At 73.5% G+C, this 17,932-nt stretch carries 14 protein-coding genes; 7 read left to right on the top strand and 7 right to left on the bottom strand.

What is annotated here, in order from left to right:
* Positions 1-310: 310 nt before the first annotated feature.
* Together OHS82_RS23515 and OHS82_RS23510 are read left to right on the top strand one after the other, a co-directional pair.
* Positions 311-901 (top strand): RNA polymerase sigma factor, encoded by a 591-nt coding sequence (locus OHS82_RS23515; protein WP_057579010.1) that lies wholly within the window; start codon positions 311-313, stop codon positions 899-901.
* Positions 898-2,436 carry a maleylpyruvate isomerase N-terminal domain-containing protein gene (locus OHS82_RS23510; RefSeq protein ID WP_328434414.1) on the top strand — a complete coding sequence of 513 codons (1,539 nt, stop codon included), beginning with the start codon at positions 898-900 and terminating at the stop codon, positions 2,434-2,436. The genes OHS82_RS23515 and OHS82_RS23510 overlap by 4 nt, the downstream gene beginning before the upstream one ends.
* Positions 2,437-2,506: 70 nt before the next feature.
* On the opposite strand, the gene purU is transcribed toward OHS82_RS23510, so the two are convergent.
* Positions 2,507-3,391, bottom strand: a complete 885-nt coding sequence (gene purU, locus OHS82_RS23505) for a formyltetrahydrofolate deformylase (RefSeq protein ID WP_057579012.1) — start codon at positions 3,389-3,391, stop codon at positions 2,507-2,509.
* Between the two features lie 96 nt (positions 3,392-3,487).
* Positions 3,488-3,988 (bottom strand): SCO4402 family protein, encoded by a 501-nt coding sequence (locus OHS82_RS23500; protein ID WP_079041271.1) that lies wholly within the window; start codon positions 3,986-3,988, stop codon positions 3,488-3,490.
* Between the two features lie 118 nt (positions 3,989-4,106).
* Here OHS82_RS23500 and OHS82_RS23495 point away from each other — a divergent pair, with 118 nt between their 5' ends.
* Complete coding sequence (locus tag OHS82_RS23495; RefSeq protein ID WP_328434413.1) at positions 4,107-5,441, top strand: ABC transporter substrate-binding protein; 1,335 nt, start codon at positions 4,107-4,109, stop codon at positions 5,439-5,441.
* Positions 5,442-5,462: 21 nt separating this feature from the next.
* On the opposite strand, the gene OHS82_RS23490 is transcribed toward OHS82_RS23495, so the two are convergent.
* Together OHS82_RS23490 and OHS82_RS23485 are read right to left on the bottom strand one after the other, a co-directional pair.
* Positions 5,463-7,382 carry a hypothetical protein gene (locus OHS82_RS23490; protein ID WP_328434412.1) on the bottom strand — a complete coding sequence of 640 codons (1,920 nt, stop codon included), beginning with the start codon at positions 7,380-7,382 and terminating at the stop codon, positions 5,463-5,465.
* A gap of 224 nt (positions 7,383-7,606) precedes the next feature.
* The gene (locus tag OHS82_RS23485) at positions 7,607-8,992 is read right to left on the bottom strand and encodes a hypothetical protein (protein ID WP_057579017.1); all 1,386 of its coding nucleotides are present in this window, start codon (positions 8,990-8,992) and stop codon (positions 7,607-7,609) included.
* A gap of 333 nt (positions 8,993-9,325) precedes the next feature.
* Here OHS82_RS23485 and OHS82_RS23480 point away from each other — a divergent pair, with 333 nt between their 5' ends.
* The 3 genes from OHS82_RS23480 to OHS82_RS23470 are packed head-to-tail and all read left to right on the top strand — an operon-like array spanning position 9,326 to position 12,527.
* Positions 9,326-9,988: a bifunctional DNA primase/polymerase gene (locus OHS82_RS23480; protein ID WP_107105218.1), complete on the top strand. Its 663-nt coding sequence runs from the start codon at positions 9,326-9,328 to the stop codon at positions 9,986-9,988.
* 53 nt (positions 9,989-10,041) lie between these two features.
* Positions 10,042-10,812 carry an ABC transporter ATP-binding protein gene (locus tag OHS82_RS23475; RefSeq protein ID WP_057579019.1) on the top strand — a complete coding sequence of 257 codons (771 nt, stop codon included), beginning with the start codon at positions 10,042-10,044 and terminating at the stop codon, positions 10,810-10,812.
* A 5-nt stretch (positions 10,813-10,817) separates the two neighbouring features.
* Positions 10,818-12,527 carry a transporter gene (locus OHS82_RS23470; protein ID WP_443061833.1) on the top strand — a complete coding sequence of 570 codons (1,710 nt, stop codon included), beginning with the start codon at positions 10,818-10,820 and terminating at the stop codon, positions 12,525-12,527.
* Positions 12,528-12,560: 33 nt separating this feature from the next.
* Here the strand turns inward: OHS82_RS23470 and OHS82_RS23465 are convergent, their stop codons facing one another.
* On the bottom strand, positions 12,561-13,463 hold the full coding sequence (locus tag OHS82_RS23465) for an alpha/beta fold hydrolase (protein WP_057579020.1): 903 nt from the start codon (positions 13,461-13,463) through the stop codon (positions 12,561-12,563).
* Between the two features lie 505 nt (positions 13,464-13,968).
* Complete coding sequence (locus OHS82_RS23460; protein ID WP_057579021.1) at positions 13,969-14,661, bottom strand: metal-dependent transcriptional regulator; 693 nt, start codon at positions 14,659-14,661, stop codon at positions 13,969-13,971.
* 296 nt (positions 14,662-14,957) lie between these two features.
* On the opposite strand from OHS82_RS23460, the gene OHS82_RS23455 reads away from it, so the two are divergent.
* Entirely contained in the window at positions 14,958-15,704 is a 747-nt protein-coding gene (locus OHS82_RS23455; RefSeq protein ID WP_057579023.1) for an SIS domain-containing protein, read from the top strand.
* Between the two features lie 41 nt (positions 15,705-15,745).
* On the opposite strand, the gene OHS82_RS23450 is transcribed toward OHS82_RS23455, so the two are convergent.
* A complete protein-coding gene (locus OHS82_RS23450; RefSeq protein ID WP_328434411.1) occupies positions 15,746-17,242 on the bottom strand; it encodes a PAS domain-containing protein in 1,497 nt (498 codons plus the stop codon).
* Positions 17,243-17,932 lie beyond the last annotated feature (690 nt).

The raw sequence follows: 17,932 nt of genomic DNA, 5'->3' as shown, positions 1-17,932 counted from the left end.
GTGAACGGAAGCGGTCCCTTCGCTTCCTTGCAGCGCGGCTGCCCAGCGGCCGTGCCCCGAAACTCCGAAGCAAAAACAGAAACCAAGAGAAAGAGGCTTGTTTCTGTCATATGCAGTCCGGTTCGATCCATGTCTGTCGGGTAGGTGCGGGCCCATACCACCCTTCCGCGGACAGGGGGCGCACATTGAAACAAAGGGGCGTGCGTCGTCCTGCGTGCCGACTACATTCGAGGTGACGGTGGACGCACGCTGAACACGAGCATCGGGCACGAGCACGCAGGTACGGGACGCACACGGGTGAGGGGGACGCATGGCGAAGAGGGACGCACCGCCCCGCTGGGACCGCAAGATGCAGCAGCGGCTCGCGCGCGGTGAGGCGGCCGCCCTCGGCGAGCTCTACGACAGGTTCGCTTCACTCGTGCACGGTCTCGCCCACCGCGTGCTCGAAGACGAACGCGCGGCGGACGGCGTCACCCGCGAGGTCTTCGCCCACGTCTGGGAACACCCGGACGACTACGACCCCGGCCAGGGCCCGCTGCGCACCTGGGTCGCCGCAGTGACCCACCGGCTCGCCGTGCAGCGACTGCGCGCCACCGAGACCGCCGCGCTGGCCGAGACCGGCCACGGCTGCGCGGAGGCGACCGAGGAACTCGAGCGCAGAGTGCGGCACGCATCCGTCGCCGCCCGCGCCGACTACATCGTCCAGGCCATGCCGGCCCCGCTGCGCGCCGCCCTGGAGCTGGCGTACTTCCAGCGCCGCGACTACCGCCAGACCGCGGCCGACCTCGGCGTCACCGAGGACGAGGCCCGTCGCCGGCTCCGCCTCGGCCTGCAGCTGCTCTCCACCGCCCACGACATCGCGGCCCCCGGCGCGCCCCCCGGGTACGGAGGTGCGGCGTGAGCGACGTGGACGACTTCGAGCCGCACGGCGGCGAGGACGAGAAGGACAGGGGCAGGGACAGGGGCAGGGGCAAGGCCAGGGACGGCAACAGGGACAGGGACAGGGAAGCCGAAGACGCGGCAGGCGCGGCAGACACGGCAGGCACGGAGAAGACGGGCACGGGCGCGGGGAGCACGCAGGACGTGGGGAGCACACCGGACGCGGGCAGCGCGGGCGAGGCGGCCGCGAACGCGCGCGCCGAGGACGCGCCCCCGCCCGCCCTCCGCATCCCCCTCCCCCGTGTCTCCGTGGAGGACGGCGGGCTGCCGCTGCCCGCCCTGGAGGAGCCGGCCGGACCGGAACCGGTCAGGCTCGAGCATCCGATCCTCAAGTCGCTGCTGGGCGCCTGGGCGCTTGCGGCCTGCTCGGCCGAGGAGACGGACGCCGTCGAGATGCATCTCGGCGACTGCGGTGCCTGCGCGGACGAGGCACGGCGACTGCGCGAGGCCGTCGGACTGCTCCACCGCTCGGAGTCCCTCGACCTCGACCCCGCCCTGCGCACCCGCGTCCTCGACGGCTGCCTGGAGCGGCGTCCGCCGCGTATCCCGGTGCCCGACTGGGCGGCGTCGTACGACGCCGAGACCGCGCGACTGGACGCCCTGCTCCAGGACTTCGGGGACGCCGAATGGCACGCGCCCGTGCGGCTGCGCTGGTTCCGCGACGAGAGCGCCGCGAGCCGCCGGACCACCGTCGCCGGGGTCATCGCCCATCTGCTGGCGGTGGACGGACTGATCGCCGTCGCCCTGGGCCTGGACGACCCCCTGGCCCCGGGCGCGGGCGACGGGGCGGAGCAGCAGGACGCGGCGGGTGGGTCGAAGAGGCGGACGCGGACGCCCGCCCAGCGCACCGAGGCCTTCTGGGCGGGCGCGCACTTCCCGCCCACCCGCTCGGTGCGCGGCCCGTGGCGCGAGCAGACCCACGCCCTGGTGCGCACGGTGTCCTTCGCCGGGGGAAGCCCCGGCGGGCTGCCGGTGTCGTACGGCGGCTTCGAACTCCCCCTGCGGGACGCGATGCTGGACCGGGCCTTCGAGTGCTGGGTGCACGCCGAGGACATCGCGGAAGCGGTCGACTACCCCTACGCCCCGCCCGCGCCGCGCCATCTCCACGGCATGATCGACCTGGCCGCGCGGATGCTGCCGGAGACGCTCGCCGCCCGTCGTCGCGCCGGACTGGCCTCGCCCGCACGCACCCGGCACCTGGTGACCGCCGGCCGGCCCGGCCGCAGCCTGCGCCTGGAGATCGAGGGCTCGGGCGGCGGCCAGTGGCTGATCCCGCTGGACTCTCCCGCGCGGCCGGTCGCGGCCGGGCCCGGGGATTCCCGCGGCGCGGCGGGCCCCGCCGACGACGAGGTGGCCCATGTGGCCATGGACGACGTGGAGTTCTGCCGCCTGGCCGCCGGCCACGTGTCCCCGGAGGAGGCGGCGGCGGGGCAGGTCGGCGACCGGGACGCGATCAGGGACGTGCTGTTCGCGGCGGCGAGCCTCAGCCGAATGTAGTGCGGGCTGGGCGGGTCCCGCCACTGCCCGCCTTATCCGGGGTGCGGGGGGTGCGGGCGGGGAGGGGCTGTCAGGGGAAGACGACCGTCCGCCGCCCGTTGAGCAGGATCCGGCGCTCCGCGTGCCACTTGACGGCTCGCGCCAGCGCCTGGCACTCGACGTCCCGTCCGATCGCGACCAGCTGGTCCGGCGTGACGCCGTGTCCGACCCGCTCGACCTCCTGCTCGATGATCGGCCCCTCGTCGAGATCGGCGGTCACGTAGTGCGCCGTCGCCCCGATCAGCTTCACGCCCCGCGCGTGCGCCTGGTGGTACGGCTTCGCGCCCTTGAAGCTCGGCAGGAACGAGTGGTGGATGTTGATGATCCGGCCGCTGAGCTGCTTGCACAGGTCGTCGGAGAGGACCTGCATGTAGCGCGCCAGGACGACCAGTTCGACGTCCCGTTCCCGCACCAGCTCCAGCAGCTGCGTCTCGGCCTGCTGCTTGTTCTCCTTCGTCACCGGAATGTGGTGGAAGGGAATGTTGTACGAGCCCACCAGCTCGGCGAAGTCGGTGTGGTTGGACACCACGGCCGCGATCTCCACCGGCAGCGCACCGATGCTGGCGCGGAACAGCAGGTCGTTCAGACAGTGCCCGAACCTGCTGACCATGAGGACGATGCGCATCTTCTCGTCGGCCCGGTTGATCTGCCAGTCCATGTGGAACGAGTCGCCGATCGCGGCGAAGCTGGCCCGCAGCTTGTCCACCGTCACCGGGGACTCGGCCGAGAAGTGGACGCGCAGGAAGAACAGACCCGTGTCGTGGTCGCCGAACTGCTGGCTGTCCTCGATGTTGCAGCCGGTCATGAAGAGGTAGCTCGACACGGCGTGCACGATGCCCTGCTTGTCGGGGCACGACAGGGTGAGGACGTACTGGTCGGCGGGGGTCGCCGCGGCTCGGGCGGGCTGCGCGTTCATGCCCGACAGGGTCGCACACCGCCTCCCGCCCTTGGCAATCGTTCCGCGGACCGGAACACGCCGGCCGTGCGCTCCGGCCGCAACCGCCGCCGTGGCCTACGCAGCCCGCGTCATGATCCGGAGCACTTCGAGGGTGCGCGGCGGCGCGTCCGGGTCGTCCCCGTCGCTCGCCGCCATCCGCACGTGCGCGTCCCGCGCCGCCCGCACCGCGTCCGGCCAGCCCTGGTTGTCGACGTACGCGGAGACCGGGGCGTCCGGCCCGACCTGGTGCATGATCCGCAGGACCCGCAGCACGGCGGTGTCGACGAGGGCCGCCTCCTGCGAGTCACGGAAGATCGTGCCGACGTACTTCTCGGCGGACCAGTTGTCGAGCCAGGTGTCCTCGACGAGGCGGTACACGGCGTCGGTGACGTCCCCGTACCCCTCGACGCCGGCCAGCCAGACGTTCTGCTGGAACGCCGGGTCGGAGAGCATGTGCAGCGCGGAGCGCACATTGCTGCGCCAGCGCCACCACGGCATGTCGTTGAGTGGCATGCCGCCCATGGTGGGGGAGCGACGGCCGCGACGGGAAGAGTTCTCCGAACCTTGCACGGTCACCGATCGTACGTTTCCGCGCCTCGCGAGCGTCATGGACCCCCGCAATTCACCTGCCGGTCACCCAGCGTTGAACGAAGGTCACTGCGAGGTTGGTCATGTGACGGAATCGTGCGTGTCCATGACTGGCAGGCGACGCACGTCCACGCGAAGCACCTTCCTCCCCCGACCCTTCCGCTTCACCGGGTCCGTCAGAGCGACCGCCCTGTCCGCGGGGGCCCTCGCCGCCTGCGCGTCGCTCGCCGTCGCCTGCGGGGTGGTCCCCGGGGCCACCGGAGGCTCCGGGGACGGCCCGATCATCGTGATGACCTGGGCTCCCGAGGGGACGTCCGCGACCAACAAACCCGGCATGCCCGCCTTCGCCCGCGCCTACGCCCGCTGGCTCAACGCGAACGGCGGCCTGAACGGCCGCGACCTCAAGGTGCTGACCTGCAACGACCGCGACGACACCGTCGCCGCCGCGCAGTGCGCCCGGCGGGCCGTCAAGGAGGGCGCGGTCGCCGTCGTGGGCTCCTACAGCCAGCACTCCGACGCCTTCTTCCCGCATCTGGAGGGTGCGGGCATCCCGTACATAGGGGGCTTCGGCGTCACGAACGCCGAGTTCACCAGCCCGCTGTCCTACCCCGTCAACGGAGGCCGGTCCAGCCTCCTGGCCGGCCTCGGCAAAGAACTGGCCCCGCAGTGCGGCCGGGTCTCCCTCGTCCGCCCCGACACCATCGCGGGCGACTCCCTGCCCGTGATGCTCGACGCCGGGCTGACGGCGGGCGGCCACGACCCGTCCGCGGACCAGCCGGCCCCGGAGGACGCCACCGAGTACACGACCCAGGCCGAGGACGCCCTGAAGGCGGCGACCAAGGACGAAGGCCGGTCCAGGAAGGGCCGCGGATGCGTGGTGACCGAGCTCGGGGACCGCACCGGCACCTTCATGGACTCCTTCCGGCGCAGCCGCGAGGACTACCCCGGCGTGCGCACCGCCACCATCCTCGGCAGCGTCGACCAGACGGTGATCAACGCCGCCGGCGCCGGTTCGGGACCGTTCGAGGGGGCGTACGTGACCGGCTGGTACCCGGTGGCGAGCGACCCCGCCTGGGCTCCGATGAAGAAGGTGATCAGCGAGAAGGCGTTCTCCGACACCCGCATCGACCCGGCCGACACCGGCGTGCAGACCACCTGGATCGCCTACAACGTGCTCCGGCAGGCCGTGGAGTCGCTGGACGGCGGCGCGGTGACCGCCGACACCGTGCGGCACGCGCTGGACGACGGACTGCAGATCGACACGGGCGGGCTGACGCCGGCCCTGCGCTGGCGGTTCACCGACCGCCTCGCCTCCATCGGCTTCCCCCGCCTGGTCAACGCCGACGTCACCCTCCAGACCGTGCGCAAGGGCCGTCTGGTGGCCGCCGAGCGGGGCTTCGTCGACGTGACGGGAACCCTGGAGAAGGCACACGTCGACTGACGCCGGCGGCGGCCCGCGCCGCTACAGCTGGGTGGGCTGCCGCTCGGTCAGCCCGTACTTGCGGGCGATCGCGTTCCACAGCTTCGCGGCCTGCGCCTTCTGGGCGCTCGCGGTGCCGCTCGCGCGGTTGCCGGCCTGGGTCTCGCCGGTGGTGCGGGCCGAGCCCCTCTTGCAGTTCTTCTTCTTGTTCCCGGCGACCTGGTCGGCCCAGGCCGCGTAGTGGTCGTCGGCGGACGCGGACGCCTGCCACGCCTTGGTGAGCGCGGCGGTCAGCGCGGTGTGGTCGTCGAGCCGGTCGACCTTCAGCCCGGACAGCCGGGTGACGAGGTCGGTGCGCTGCTTCGCCGCGTCCCGCAGATCCGTGGCCGCCCCGGCGAGGTCGCCGCACGCCTTGACGTCGGCGACCGCGCTGATCACGCTGGCGCGGCTGCTGCCGCTGTCCGCCAGCAGCTTGTCCAGTTCCGCCGCCTGCTCCCGGGCCCCGTCCGAGGACGCCGACCCGGACTGCCCGGTCGTCGGCGCCGACGCGGCCACCGTCTTGTTGTCGTCGCCCTTGTCCGAGCCGCCGCCGCCGAGCATCGCGCCCGCTCCGACGCCGACGACCGCGAGCGCCACGCCGATCGCCGCGAACAGCGGCACCCGTGAGCCGGTGCCGTCTCCCCGGCCGCGACCGCCGCCGTCGTCGTCCCGCGCCCCGCGTCGGCCTCCCGCCGACGGGTCGCCGGGCGAGATGTGGACGGGCGGGGCGTAGCCGTTGCGGGCGGAACGGGCGGCGGGACCGCCGTGGCCCGGCTGGCCGCCGGTTACGGGGGCGTCCGGCTCGTCGAAACGCGGCAGCAGCTGGGTGGAGCCGGCCGGGCCGTCTCCGGCCGGGGCGTCACGGAAGAGGCTCTCGAACCCGGCGGGCGGCTGCTGCCGGTCGCCGCCGGCCTGTGCGGCGACCGGCGGGATGTACTGGGTGGCCTCGGCGTCGGGATGCCCGCCCGGCACGGGGCCGGGAGCGCCCTGCGTGTGCCGGGGGTCCGGGTGCTGCGGCGTGCGGCCCAGGAAGTGGGTCGACTCGGCCGGGGCCTCGGGCGGCAGCGCGCCCGGCACGACGGGCGGCAGGTACTGCGTCGCGCCCTCGTCGGCGGGCGCGGCCGGGACCGGCGGCAGGTACTGGGTGGCGCCCTCGTCGGCGGACGCGGCCGGGACCGGCGGTATGTACTGCGTGGCGCCCTCGTCGGCCGGGGCGGAGGCGGCCGCGACCGGCGGCAGGGGCGCGCCCGGTCTCCCCTGGCCGTACGCCGGGGCGGCCGGGGCCGGTGCGCCTTCGGGCGGGAGCGGCCCGGCGCCCGTCTGCCGGCCGCCGTCCCACGGGTCCTGCTGCGGGACGCCCCACTGGCTCTGCTGGGGCCGGTGCTCGTGCCGGTGCTGGGGCTGAGCCTGGTCCGGGGGCAACGGCCAGCTCTGGTCCGGCTGCTGCGGGGCCGGCGACTGCTGTTCCGGGCCCCAGGGCTGCCCCCAGGTCTGTCCGCCGGCCGGCGCCTGCTGCCCGTACTCCGGCTGCTGCCCGTGGTCCCGCGGTCCGTAGGACTCCTGCCCGTCGAGCTGGGCGTACGGCTGGTACGGCTGCTGCCCGTCGGGCTGGGCGTACGGCTGGTACGGCTGCTGCCCGTCGGGCTGGGCGTACGGCTGCTGACCGTAGGACTGCTCTGCCTCCGCCCGGCCGTAAGGCTGCCCTCCCGCCGGCTGTCCGTACGGCTGCTGCCCGTACGGCCCGCCGTCGTGGCCGGGGTGCGGCTCGGACGCCGCGCCCGGCTGTGGCTGCGGCCGGGCCGGCGGACGCCGCACGTCCGGTGTCATTCCCGGCAGCAGGGGTTCCCCGCCGTCGGAGGGCAGCACGATGCCTTCGCGCGCGGGCTGCGCCGAGGGCTCCTCGCCCTGTCCACTCTGCGTCACCGGGACTCCTACGAATGGGGGACCTTCGGAATCGTCGGTTCACGCTACCGGGTCCCCGGAACCCCGTGCCACGCAGCTCAAGAACGTGATCTCCCTCCCACCGGGATCGCCGGTGACGTCCGTGACCGATCCGGAGCGTCGTGCGCCGCGTTCGTCGCCTCCCGTGCGGGACCTCGTCTTTTCCCTCCGTTCACGCGGGAGCGCCCCCGTGTTCACGCCCCGGCTCACGCCGCGGTCTGCAACTCCAGCCGCGCTCCGAACTCCCTTACCACCGACTCGTCGCGGAACGGTTGCAGCCGCAGCTGGAGGTCGTCGAGGTACTCCGCGCCCCGGTTGGAGCGGAGCGTCTCCAGCAACTCGACCGCCTTCATGCCGGTGTTGCAGGCCTGTTCGATCTCGCGCTGCTGCACCTGCGCGGTGGCGAGGAGCACATAGCCGATCGCACGCCGGCGCGCACGGCCCGGCGGATGCCCGGCCAGGGACTCCTCGGCGCAGCGCGCCGCCGCCTCGGCCTGGCCCAGGTCGCGATGGCAGTGCGCCAACTCGTCTGCGAGATAGGCCTCGTCGAAGTGGGCGATCCACGCCGGGTCGTCCCCGGCGGACGGGTCGGCGGCGTCCAGCGCGGACACGGCCCGTCCGGCCGCCGCCTGCGTGCTCCGGGCGTCGCCCAGCAGGGCGTGTCCGCGCGCCTCCGCGGCGAGGAACATCGCCTCCGCGCGCGGAGTCACCCGTCCCCGCGCGCCCTCCTGCGCGGCCCGCGCCAACTGCGCGATCTCGCGCGGGTTCCCGAGCTGCGCGGCGAGATGACTCATGGAGGCGGCCAGCACGTATCCGCCGTATCCCCGGTCGCCCGCCGCCTGGGCCAGCCGCAGCGCCTGGATGTAGTAGCGCTGGGCGAGGCCGGGTTGGCCGGTGTCGACGGCCATGTACCCGGCGAGCTCCGTCAGTCTCGCGACGGCGGCGAAGAGTTCACGGCCCACGGCCTCCCGGTAGGAGCCGGCGAGGAGGCCCGAGACGACGCTGTTGAGGTAGTGCACGACGACCGGGCGCACATGCCCGCTGCCGTACTGGTGGTCGAGGTCGACCAGCGCCTGCGTCATGGCCTTGACGGCCGCCACGTCGGACAGCCCCACCCGGGGCCCCGCGGACCGCGCGACCTGCGCGTCGGGCGAGGAGATCAGCCAGTCACGGCTCGGCTCGACCAGCGCCGAGGCGGCCACGGACGAGCCGGACAAGAAGTCCCGCCGGCCCACGTCGCTGCGCCACAGCTCGCAGACCTGCTCGATGGCCCCCAGTACCGTCGGCGAGAACTGCAGCCCCACGCCCGAGGCGAGGTTCTTGCCGTTGGCCATGCCGATCTCGTCGATCGTGACCGTACGGCCGAGCTTGCGGCCGAGCGCCTCCGCGATGATCGCCGGGGCCCGCCCCCGCGGCTGCTGTCCGCGCAGCCAGCGCGCCACGGACGTCTTGTCGTAGCGCAGGTCGAGGCCGTGTTCGGCGCCGCACATGTTGACGCGGCGGGCGAGCCCGGCGTTCGAGCACCCCGCCTCCTGGATGAGCGCCTGCAGCCGTTCGTTCGGCTGCCGCGCGACTAGCGGCCTTGCGGCCATGGGCACTACCCCCTGTGGCTGCGGTGACCGGGGCGGCGGGTGCCTGCCCACACACCGAGTTGACGTGTCTTCCACCGAAAAGTTCCGGCCGAGAAGATCGATGCCCCACGGTTGCACCGAAAATGCGAGGCATGAGCGGATTGCTGATGTTTGCCGAGCAATACGGGAATTGCCGGGTTACTGGCGGAAGCCGCCCCCCTCACCCTGGTTACCCGCTCCCGCGCCCGTTCCTCCCGCGCGCCCCCGCTCATGCACCCATGCGCCCCGGACGCGGAATCGATGCTCCTCCCCCGCGCATTCGGGCAGGCGTAACCCCTGGTGACCGCTAGAGTTGTGTTCATCGTGGAAGAGACCATCGCGGGCGCCGACGCCACTCAAATCCCGAAGCAGCGCGGGGAATCGCTGCTCGAGACCGCTGTTCGCTACGCCGAGGAACGTCATTGGGACGTGTTCCCCGGCGCCTGGCTGGAAGCCGTCGGAGGGATGCAGCGCTGCTCCTGCGGCGAAGCGGCCTGCGAGGCTCCGGGCGCACACCCGACTCGGCCGGACTGGGCGACGCAGGCCACCGGGAGCGCGACCGTCGCGCGCCGGATGTGGCAGAAACAGCCGACCGCCTCGATCCTGCTGCCGACCGGGCGGACGTTCGACGCGATCTCCGTGCCGGAGACGGCCGGGTTCCTCGCGCTGGCGCGGATGGAGCGCATGGAACTGACGCTCGGTCCGGTCACGTCGACGCCGGACCGCCGGATGCAGTTCTTCGTGCTGCCGGGCGCCACGGCGAAGGTGCCGGACCTGGTGCGCAAGCTGGGCTGGTCGCCGGCCGCCCTCGATCTGGTGACGCTCGGCGAGGGCACGTACGTCGCCGCGCCGCCCACCCGGTTCGGATCGCGCGGGGCCGTGCAGTGGGCCTGCCGGCCGACCGCTGCGAACCGCTGGCTGCCGGACGCGGAGGAGCTGATCTCGCCGCTCGCCTACGCCTGCGGCCGGGACCGGTAGCCCGCGGCGTCTCCCGCCCTCGTCGGCCGCCCCGCTCACCGTAGGGTTCGGGCATGACGTCCGTACGCGTGCGTAACCTCTGGAAGCGGTTCGGCCAGCAAGTCGCCGTCGCCGGGATCGATCTCGACCTCCCCTCGGGGAAGTTCATCGGCCTCGTCGGCCCCAACGGGGCGGGGAAGACGACGACGCTGTCCATGGTGACCGGGCTGCTGCGGCCCGACCAGGGGTCCGTCGAGATCGTCGGGCGCGACGTGTGGCAGGACCCGGTCGAGGTGAAGGCCCGGATCGGGGTGCTGCCGGAGGGTCTGCGGCTGTTCGAGCGGCTGTCGGGACGTGAACTGCTCGGCTACAGCGGTCGGTTGCGGGGGCTTCCCGGCGCCGAGGTCGACAAGCGGGCCACGCAGCTGCTCGACGTCCTCGATCTGGCCGGCGCCCAGCACAAGCTCGTGGTCGACTACTCGACCGGTATGCGCAAGAAGATCGGCCTCGCCGCAGCCCTGCTCCACAACCCCGAAGTGCTCTTCCTCGACGAGCCGTTCGAGGGCGTCGATCCGGTCTCCGCGCAGATCATCCGGGGCGTGCTGGAGCGGTACACGGCATCCGGGGCGACGGTCGTGTTCTCCTCGCACGTCATGGAGCTCGTGGAGTCTTTGTGCGACTGGGTGGCGGTGATGGCGGCGGGACGGATCCGGGCGCACGGGACGCTGGAGGAGGTGCGCGGGTCGGCGCCCTCGCTGCAGACGGCGTTCCTCGAGCTCGTCGGGGCGCAGGGCCGGGACACCGGCTCCGACCTCGACTGGCTGGGCGGCGGGGCGGGCCGGTGAGCGAGCTGACCCCCGAGCCGGCCTCCCCCACTCCGGCCTCCTCCGCGGCCTCCCCTGCTCCCGCCTCCTCCGCGGCCGCCCCTGCTCCCGCCTCCTCCGCGGCCGCCCCGGCCCCGGCCGCCTCCGCTCCGGACCTCGTCGCCACCGTCGTACGGCTGAAGCTGTCGCTGCTGCGCAACGGGCTGCGGCAGTCGGGCGGGCGGCGGGCCGCGTACGTCGCCTCCGCCGTCGTCACCCTGCTGTTCGCCGCGTTGCAGCTGCTCGGACTGATCGCGCTCAGGGGGCACGACCACGCCGTCTCCCTGGTCGTGCTGCTGGTGGCGGTGCTGGGGCTGGGGTGGGCGGTGATGCCGCTGTTCTTCCCGAGCGGTGACGAGACCCTGGACCCGACCCGGCTGGTGATGCTGCCGCTGCGGCCCCGGCCGCTGGTGCGGGCGCTGCTGGCGGCCTCGCTGGTGGGCATCGGACCGCTGTTCACGCTGCTGCTGCTGGTGGGTTCGGTGATCTCGGTGGCGCACGGGGCGGCCGCCTGGACGGTCGGGGTGCTCGCGGTCCCGCTGGCGCTGCTGGTGTGCGTGGCGTTCGCGCGGGCCGTGGCCGCCGCCAACATCCGGTTGCTGAGCAGCCGCAAGGGCCGCGATCTGGCGGTGCTGAGCGGTCTCGTCGTCGCGATCGGGGCGCAGGCCGTCAACTTCGGGGCGCAGCGGCTCGGCACGTCCGGGCTGGGGCAGCTCGAACCGGTCGGGGAGGTGCTGCGATGGCTGCCGCCCGCCTCGGCGCTCGGCGCGGTCGACTCGGTGAGCGAGGGGGCGTACGGGGTCGCCGTCGCGCAGCTCGCCGTCAGCGGCGCGGCGCTGGTGCTGCTGGTGACGGCGTGGTCGCGCAGCCTGACGCGGCTGATGACCGCGCCCGACGGCTCCACCCTGCAGGCCGCCGAGCCGGCCGCACGCGAGCGGCGGAGGTCGGCGGGGCTGGCGCGGCTGCTGCCCGGCGGGCGCACCGGCACGGTGATGGAACGCACCCTGCGCTACATCTGGCGCGACCCGAAGACGAAGGCCGCGTGGGTGACCTCGCTGGCGATCGGGCTGATCGTGCCCGTCTTCAACGCGTTGCAGGGCACCGGCTCGATCTACTTCGCCTGCTTCGCCGCGGGGATGCTCGGCATCCAGATGTACAACCAGTTCGGGCAGGACACCTCGGCGTTCTGGATGGTGGCGATGACCATCTCCTCACGCCGGGACGCCTACGACGAGCTGCGCGCACGGGCGCTGGCCCTGCTGGTGATCACGCTGCCCTACGCGACGCTGGTGACCGTGCTGACCACGGCGATGCTCGGTGACTGGCCGAAGCTCCCCGAGGCGCTCGGCCTGTCCTTCGCGCTGCTCGGCGCGATGCTGGCGACGGGCGCCTGGACCTCGGCGCGCTTTCCCTACTCGATCCCTCAGGAGGGCTACAAGAACGTCGCCCCCGGCCAGGCCGGTCTCGCCTGGATCGCGATCTTCGGTGGAATGGTCTCGGCCGCGCTGCTGTGTGCGCCCGTCCTCGCGGTGACGATCTGGCTGCACGTCACCGAGGGCGGCGACGCGTGGACCTGGCTGCTGCTGCCGGGCGGCACGGCCTACGGCGCCGCCGTGACCCTGCTGGGCCTGCGACTGGCGGCGCCGCGCACGGCGTCCCGTCTGCCGGAGATCCTGACGGCGGTGAGCAAGGGCTGACGGTGGCGGGGGTGCGCGTGGGCGGCGGAGCGGTCAGGCCGACTCGGCGAGCACGGCGTCCAGGAACGGCTCGATGGCCGCTCGCCACCCCTCCGGCTGGTCGTAGTGGACCAGGTGCCCCGCGTCGGGCACCTCCGCGTACTCGCCGCGGGGCAGCACCCGGACCATCTCCTGGGCCTCGGCCCGGCCGAGCTCGCCGTCGAGGCCGCGGACGACGAGTACCGGGCAGCGGACCTGCGTCAGCTCCTCCCAGTGCGCGTCGTAGACCCAGGTCTCGCGGGACTTGAGCATCTGCTCGGGCTCGAAGACGGGACGCCAGCCGTCGGACGACTCCTGCATCACCTCGGCGTAGAACTCGCCGCGGGAGGGGTTGGGCCGCTCCACCCAGGGGTCGTCCTCGCCGAACCACTTGCGGACGTCGGCGAGCGTGGCGAAGGGGACGGGCCACGAGGCGAACCAGTCGCCCCACTCGCGTTGCGAGGCCGCGCCGAGCGCGGAGGCCCGCATGTCGCAGACGACCAGGCCGCGCACCAGGTCGGGACGCTTGGCGGCGAGCTGCCATCCGGTGAGCGCGCCCATGGCGTGCCCGACGAGGACGGCCGGGGCGAGTCCGAGCTGCTCGAGGGCCGCCTCCGCGTCCTCGACGTAGGCCTCGCGGGTGAAGGCGGCCTGCGGCGGCTTCTCGCTCTGCCCGTGGCCGCGCTGGTCCAGGGCGACCGCGCGGTGCCGTTCGGAGAGCCAGCGGGCGGTGGACGCCCAGTGCGAGGCCCGGCCCATCAGGCCATGCAGTAACAGCACGCCGGAGGCCTGCTCGGACTCGGCGCGCTCCGCCCGCCCGCCGGTGGACTGCGTCGGGATCCCCTTGGGCGGGTCGCCGAACTCCCAAGCCGCCAGACGTACGCCGCCCGCCCCGGTCACGTCGATGCGTCGCGCCATAGGTCCTGGCACCCCCCTAGCCGTCGTACCGCTGCGCTGCCGATGCCTTCGTACTGCCTTCAATCACCTCAGGCTATCGAATGCCCTTTCGAGAATTGCACTCTCCGCGCACAACACCGCTCGTTCGAGTGACCATTCTCAGGGAATGATCCCCGCCGCCGAGGGGAGATTCTCACCGGGAGGCGGACCGCTCGGGGAAAACGGTCCGAGGGGAATGACCCTGGGAGCTCGGGGCTCCGGGTCAGCACAGGGGAGGACAGGCCCCGGCGCCGTACGGCGCCGGGGCCCTCCGCTGCTCCGCGGCACATCATCCCGCCCCCTCAGGTCATATGCCTCACGCGACAGCCTGGCACGGGATGCGTCGGAGCGCTGCGATTCGACACAGGCAATCTCCGATTCGGCGAGATCGACACCGCGCCACAACTGCCCCACGCGTCTCGGGAGTTGGCCAAAGCTCACCGTTGAGCGACGATCACCGGCCGCCCCGGCGACCGCGGCGCTCCGCTCAGCGCTTGGCGACGAACACGTGGGACGCGACCTCCGCCTGCAGCTCGGCCGCCTCGCCGCCGCTGCCGACCAGCACCCCGCCCGCCGACTCGGTCACGCTCACCACCGAGCCGGGCTGCACTCCCGCGCGGCGCAGCGTGTACATCAGCTGCGCGTCCGTCTGGATCGGCTCGCCGATGCGGCGGACGACGACGGTCTTGCCCTCCGCGCCCGGGTCGAGGTCGGCCAGCGAGACCATGCCCGCGTCCAGGAAGGGGTCGGCGCCGTCCTTCTCGCCCAGCTCCTCCAGACCCGGGATCGGGTTGCCGTACGGCGACTCGGTCGGATGCCGCAGCAGCTCCAGCACGCGGCGCTCGACCGCCTCGCTCATCACGTGCTCCCAGCGACAGGCCTCCGCGTGCACCTGCTCCCACTCCAGGCCGATCACGTCGACCAGCAGGCACTCGGCGAGGCGGTGCTTGCGCATCACGCGCGTGGCGAGCCGCCGGCCCTCGTCCGTGAGCTCCAGGTGCCGGTCGCTGGCGACCGAGACCAGGCCGTCGCGCTCCATGCGCGCCACCGTCTGGCTGACCGTGGGTCCGCTCTGGTCGAGGCGCTCGGCGATCCGGGCACGCATGGGGACCACACCTTCCTCTTCCAGCTCGAGGATGGTGCGGAGATACATCTCCGTGGTGTCGATCAGTCCGGACATTGATGCCCCTCGATTAGCTCTGCCGAAGGCTCCACGGCACATCGGCGCGTGCGCTGGCCCTGGACCCAATTCTGCCGGATACCACTGACAAGCGTGCCGTGCCGTCGAAACCGGACGGTTGCCTCAGGACGACCGACACCGGAGAGAGCCGGGCGCGCCGCCCCCGCAGGCTCCCGTCACCCGCCGTATTGACACCGCACTGGTCCAGACCGCACCGTGATCCGCGGCACGGACATCAACCCGGACAGCGCCCCGGACACCCACCCGGGCGCCGACACGGCAAAGGGGCCCCTCGGATGAGCGACCGCAAGCTCGCCGCCCAGTTCTTCGACGCCGCGATCACCCTGCTGCAGCGGGCCCGCGACGAGGAGGCCGACGCCGTCGAGGCGGCCGGCGCGCTGCTCGCCGACACCGTGGCCGCCGGCGGCCGGCTCTTCGCCTTCGGCGCCGGCCACTCGTCGCTGGCCGCCCAGGACGTCGTCTACCGCGCGGGCGGCCTCGCCCTGATGAACCTCCTCGCGGTGCCCGGCGTCGAGGTCACGTCCGGCCCGCTCGGCTCGACCCTGGAGCGGGTCGACGGCCTCGCGAGCGCCGTCCTGGACACCTCGCCCCTGCGCGCGGGCGACGCCCTCGTCGTCGTCTCGCTGTCCGGGCGCAACGCGCTGCCGGTGGAGATGGCGAGGAACGCCCGCGCCCTGGGGGTGAGCGTCATCGGCGTGACGTCCGTCGCCTACGCCTCGCAGACGGGCTCCCGGAACGCCTCCGGGACGTTCCTGAAGGACCACTGCGACGTCGTCCTGGACTCGAAGATCGCGGTCGGCGACTCCGAGCTCACCCTGGACACCGTTCCCGCGCCCTTCGCCCCCGCCTCCACCGTCGTCACCTCGGCACTCCTGCAGGCCGTCATGGCCACCGCGGCCGGCGCCCTCGCCGAGCGCGGCATCGAGCCGCCGCTGCTGCGTTCCGGCAACGTCGACGGCGGCCTCGACTGGAACGCCCGGATCATGGAGGAGTACCGGGACCGGATCTTCTACGGCCGCTGACGGGCCCCGCGGACGCCGCAGGCTGCGCACGCGCGCGTGGCTCAGCCGCCGGCCGTGTCGCCCCGGCTCGCCGCCTTCGCCGCGTCGGCGGCCAGGTCCGCCAGGTCCAGGGCCGCCGCCATCCGGCCGGCGACGTCCTCGGCGTACGTCGCGTCGGTGCGCTCGAACGCGGAGCGGCCGGCGCCGCGCAGGAACGTCACGACTCCCAGGGTGCGGCCGCGGCTGCGCAGCACCGCGCACAGGGCGTGCACCGTGCCCTCCGGCCACTGGCGGGCCCGGGCCCACTCCCGCGCCTCGTCGGCCGGCGCCGAACCCGCGCCGGCCCGCACGGAACCGGCCCGGGAGACGCACTGCAGCGCCGGGTGGCCCTCGGCATAGCGCAGCGGCAGGCCCGCGTGCCCGGTGAGGACACTGGGGCCGGGACCGCCCGTCGGCGTGGCCGCGACCCGCATCAGCCGCAGCCGGCCGGCGGCGTCCGGGTCGGCGGACGCACCGCCCATCAGCCGGTCCACCAGCGCGTGGTCGGCGAACCCGGCCAGCGCGAAGTCGAGATGGACGGTCGCCGCCTCGGACGCGTCCTCGCACTCGGCGGCCGCGCGGGCCGCCCGGTGCAGCTGGTTGGCGCGGAAGCGCAGCAGCGAGGCCTCCTGCTCGCCCTGCTTGGCCTCCGTGACGTCCTGGAAGATCCAGCCCACCCCCAGCGGCACCGGCTCCTCGGCGAGCGGCGAGGCCAGCCGGAGGAAGCCGCTGCGCCAGCAGCGCCGTTTCTCGCCGTCCGGGGTGCGCACCCCGACCCACAGCTCGGCGGGCGCGGGCGGGGCGCCTTCGGCGAGGACGTGCGTCAGCGCGTTCTCCAGCTCCTCCGCGCCCCGGGTGAGGAGTTCGCCGAGCGGGCGGCCAAGGACCGCGGTGCGGCCGGCGCCGAGCGCGCGGGCGGCGTGCACGTTGACGACGGCGGGGCGCAGGTCGGCGTCGACGAGCACGACGCCCCAGGAGGCGTCCTCGAAGAGGGCCTCGCTGAGCGCGATGGAGCGTTCCAGGTCGATCTGGGCGTGCACCTCGCTGAAGGCGCAATACAGTCCGGCGGCCTTGCCGTCGGGGCCGGGCACGGCGGCGGACTGGGTGCGCACGAGGACCCGGCCGCCGTCCTTCGTCACCAGCGCGAACTCGTGCACCTGGCGGCCCGGCGCATGCATGGCGGACATCAGCCGCCCCTCGATGTCGGCGGCGTCGGCCTCGCGCACGGCCCAGCCGGCGAACCCGTGCCGGCCGACGGCCTCGGCGGCGCTCCAGCCGAGGATGCGTTCGGCCTCGCGGTTCCAGTGGGTGACGACCCCGTCGCCGTCGAAGGCGCACAGCGCCGCGTCCATCCCGTCCAGCAGCGCGGCGAGCAGATCGGCGCCGTCCGGGCCTTCGGGGGCGGCCTCGTCCGGCGTGCCGTCCGGGGTCTTCGGGCCGTCCTCGCCCGACCGCCCGGGCTGCTCGGGCTCGTCCGGCCCCAGCTCGTCGGTGGTCCCACTACGCCGGGAAGCACTCACCTGGACCCCCTGCAGGTTCGCTCACTTGCCCTCATTCAACTGGAACGTGACGCAGCCCACATATGATTCCCGCAAGATTGCCGGGGAATCGTCGCACCGCCGCCCGGTCACCTCGGGGCAGGAGCCGCAGGTCCGCCCATTCCGCCCGCCGGACCGGCGCCGTCGCCGCCGTCCCGGAAAAACGCTTGAGCCTGCCGGGCGGGCTTCTTAGAGTGGCTGCACTTCGGAAAGGAGGTGGTTCGGCAGATGTATGAATACCGGACGGAAGAGGTGACTGCGGGCTAGCAGCCCGTCGTCGTACTCGGTTCGGCGCCGGACCCGCGTGTGCGCGATGCACGCAGCCGGCCAGACCAACGCAGTCACCCGACCCGCGAGTCGCCGGTACGTCCGGCCGGCCCCTCCTCGGAGAGGACCAGACTCGCGGGTCGCCTGCGTTCGCGCCCTGCCCGGAGCGGGTCGCCCGGGTTCGCGCTCCGGCCGGAGCGGGGCGGCGCGTCGGCCCCGTTCCCGTAAGTCCTTCGACGTGTGATCCACGCCACGCACGGATTTCCCGTCGCGCAGTACTCTGGCGCCATGCTTTCGCTCGTACGACGCCGCCACGTGGACTACGTCCGCGTCACGAGCATGGGCTGTCGACGCTCCCTCTGAGCCTTCCGGCCCCGCGCGGTTCCCACCGCCGCCCGCGTTCCC

The organism is Streptomyces sp. NBC_00425 (assembly GCF_036030735.1).
GTDB lineage: Bacteria > Actinomycetota > Actinomycetes > Streptomycetales > Streptomycetaceae > Streptomyces.
The sequence above is the reverse complement of the archived record's forward strand: the minus strand, read 5'-3'. Positions and strand labels throughout refer to the sequence as shown.

What these genes read in the sequence shown, in the direction of transcription:
- OHS82_RS23515 (WP_057579010.1), top strand. Translation starts at nt 311, where the DNA reads ATGGCGAAGAGGGACGCACCGCCCCGCTGGGACCGCAAGATGCAGCAG.
- purU (WP_057579012.1), bottom strand. Translation starts at nt 3,391, where the DNA reads ATGAACGCGCAGCCCGCCCGAGCCGCGGCGACCCCCGCCGACCAGTAC.
- OHS82_RS23495 (WP_328434413.1), top strand. Translation starts at nt 4,107, where the DNA reads ATGACTGGCAGGCGACGCACGTCCACGCGAAGCACCTTCCTCCCCCGA.
- OHS82_RS23485 (WP_057579017.1), bottom strand. Translation starts at nt 8,992, where the DNA reads ATGGCCGCAAGGCCGCTAGTCGCGCGGCAGCCGAACGAACGGCTGCAG.
- OHS82_RS23475 (WP_057579019.1), top strand. Translation starts at nt 10,042, where the DNA reads ATGACGTCCGTACGCGTGCGTAACCTCTGGAAGCGGTTCGGCCAGCAA.
- OHS82_RS23465 (WP_057579020.1), bottom strand. Translation starts at nt 13,463, where the DNA reads ATGGCGCGACGCATCGACGTGACCGGGGCGGGCGGCGTACGTCTGGCG.
- OHS82_RS23460 (WP_057579021.1), bottom strand. Translation starts at nt 14,661, where the DNA reads ATGTCCGGACTGATCGACACCACGGAGATGTATCTCCGCACCATCCTC.
- OHS82_RS23455 (WP_057579023.1), top strand. Translation starts at nt 14,958, where the DNA reads ATGAGCGACCGCAAGCTCGCCGCCCAGTTCTTCGACGCCGCGATCACC.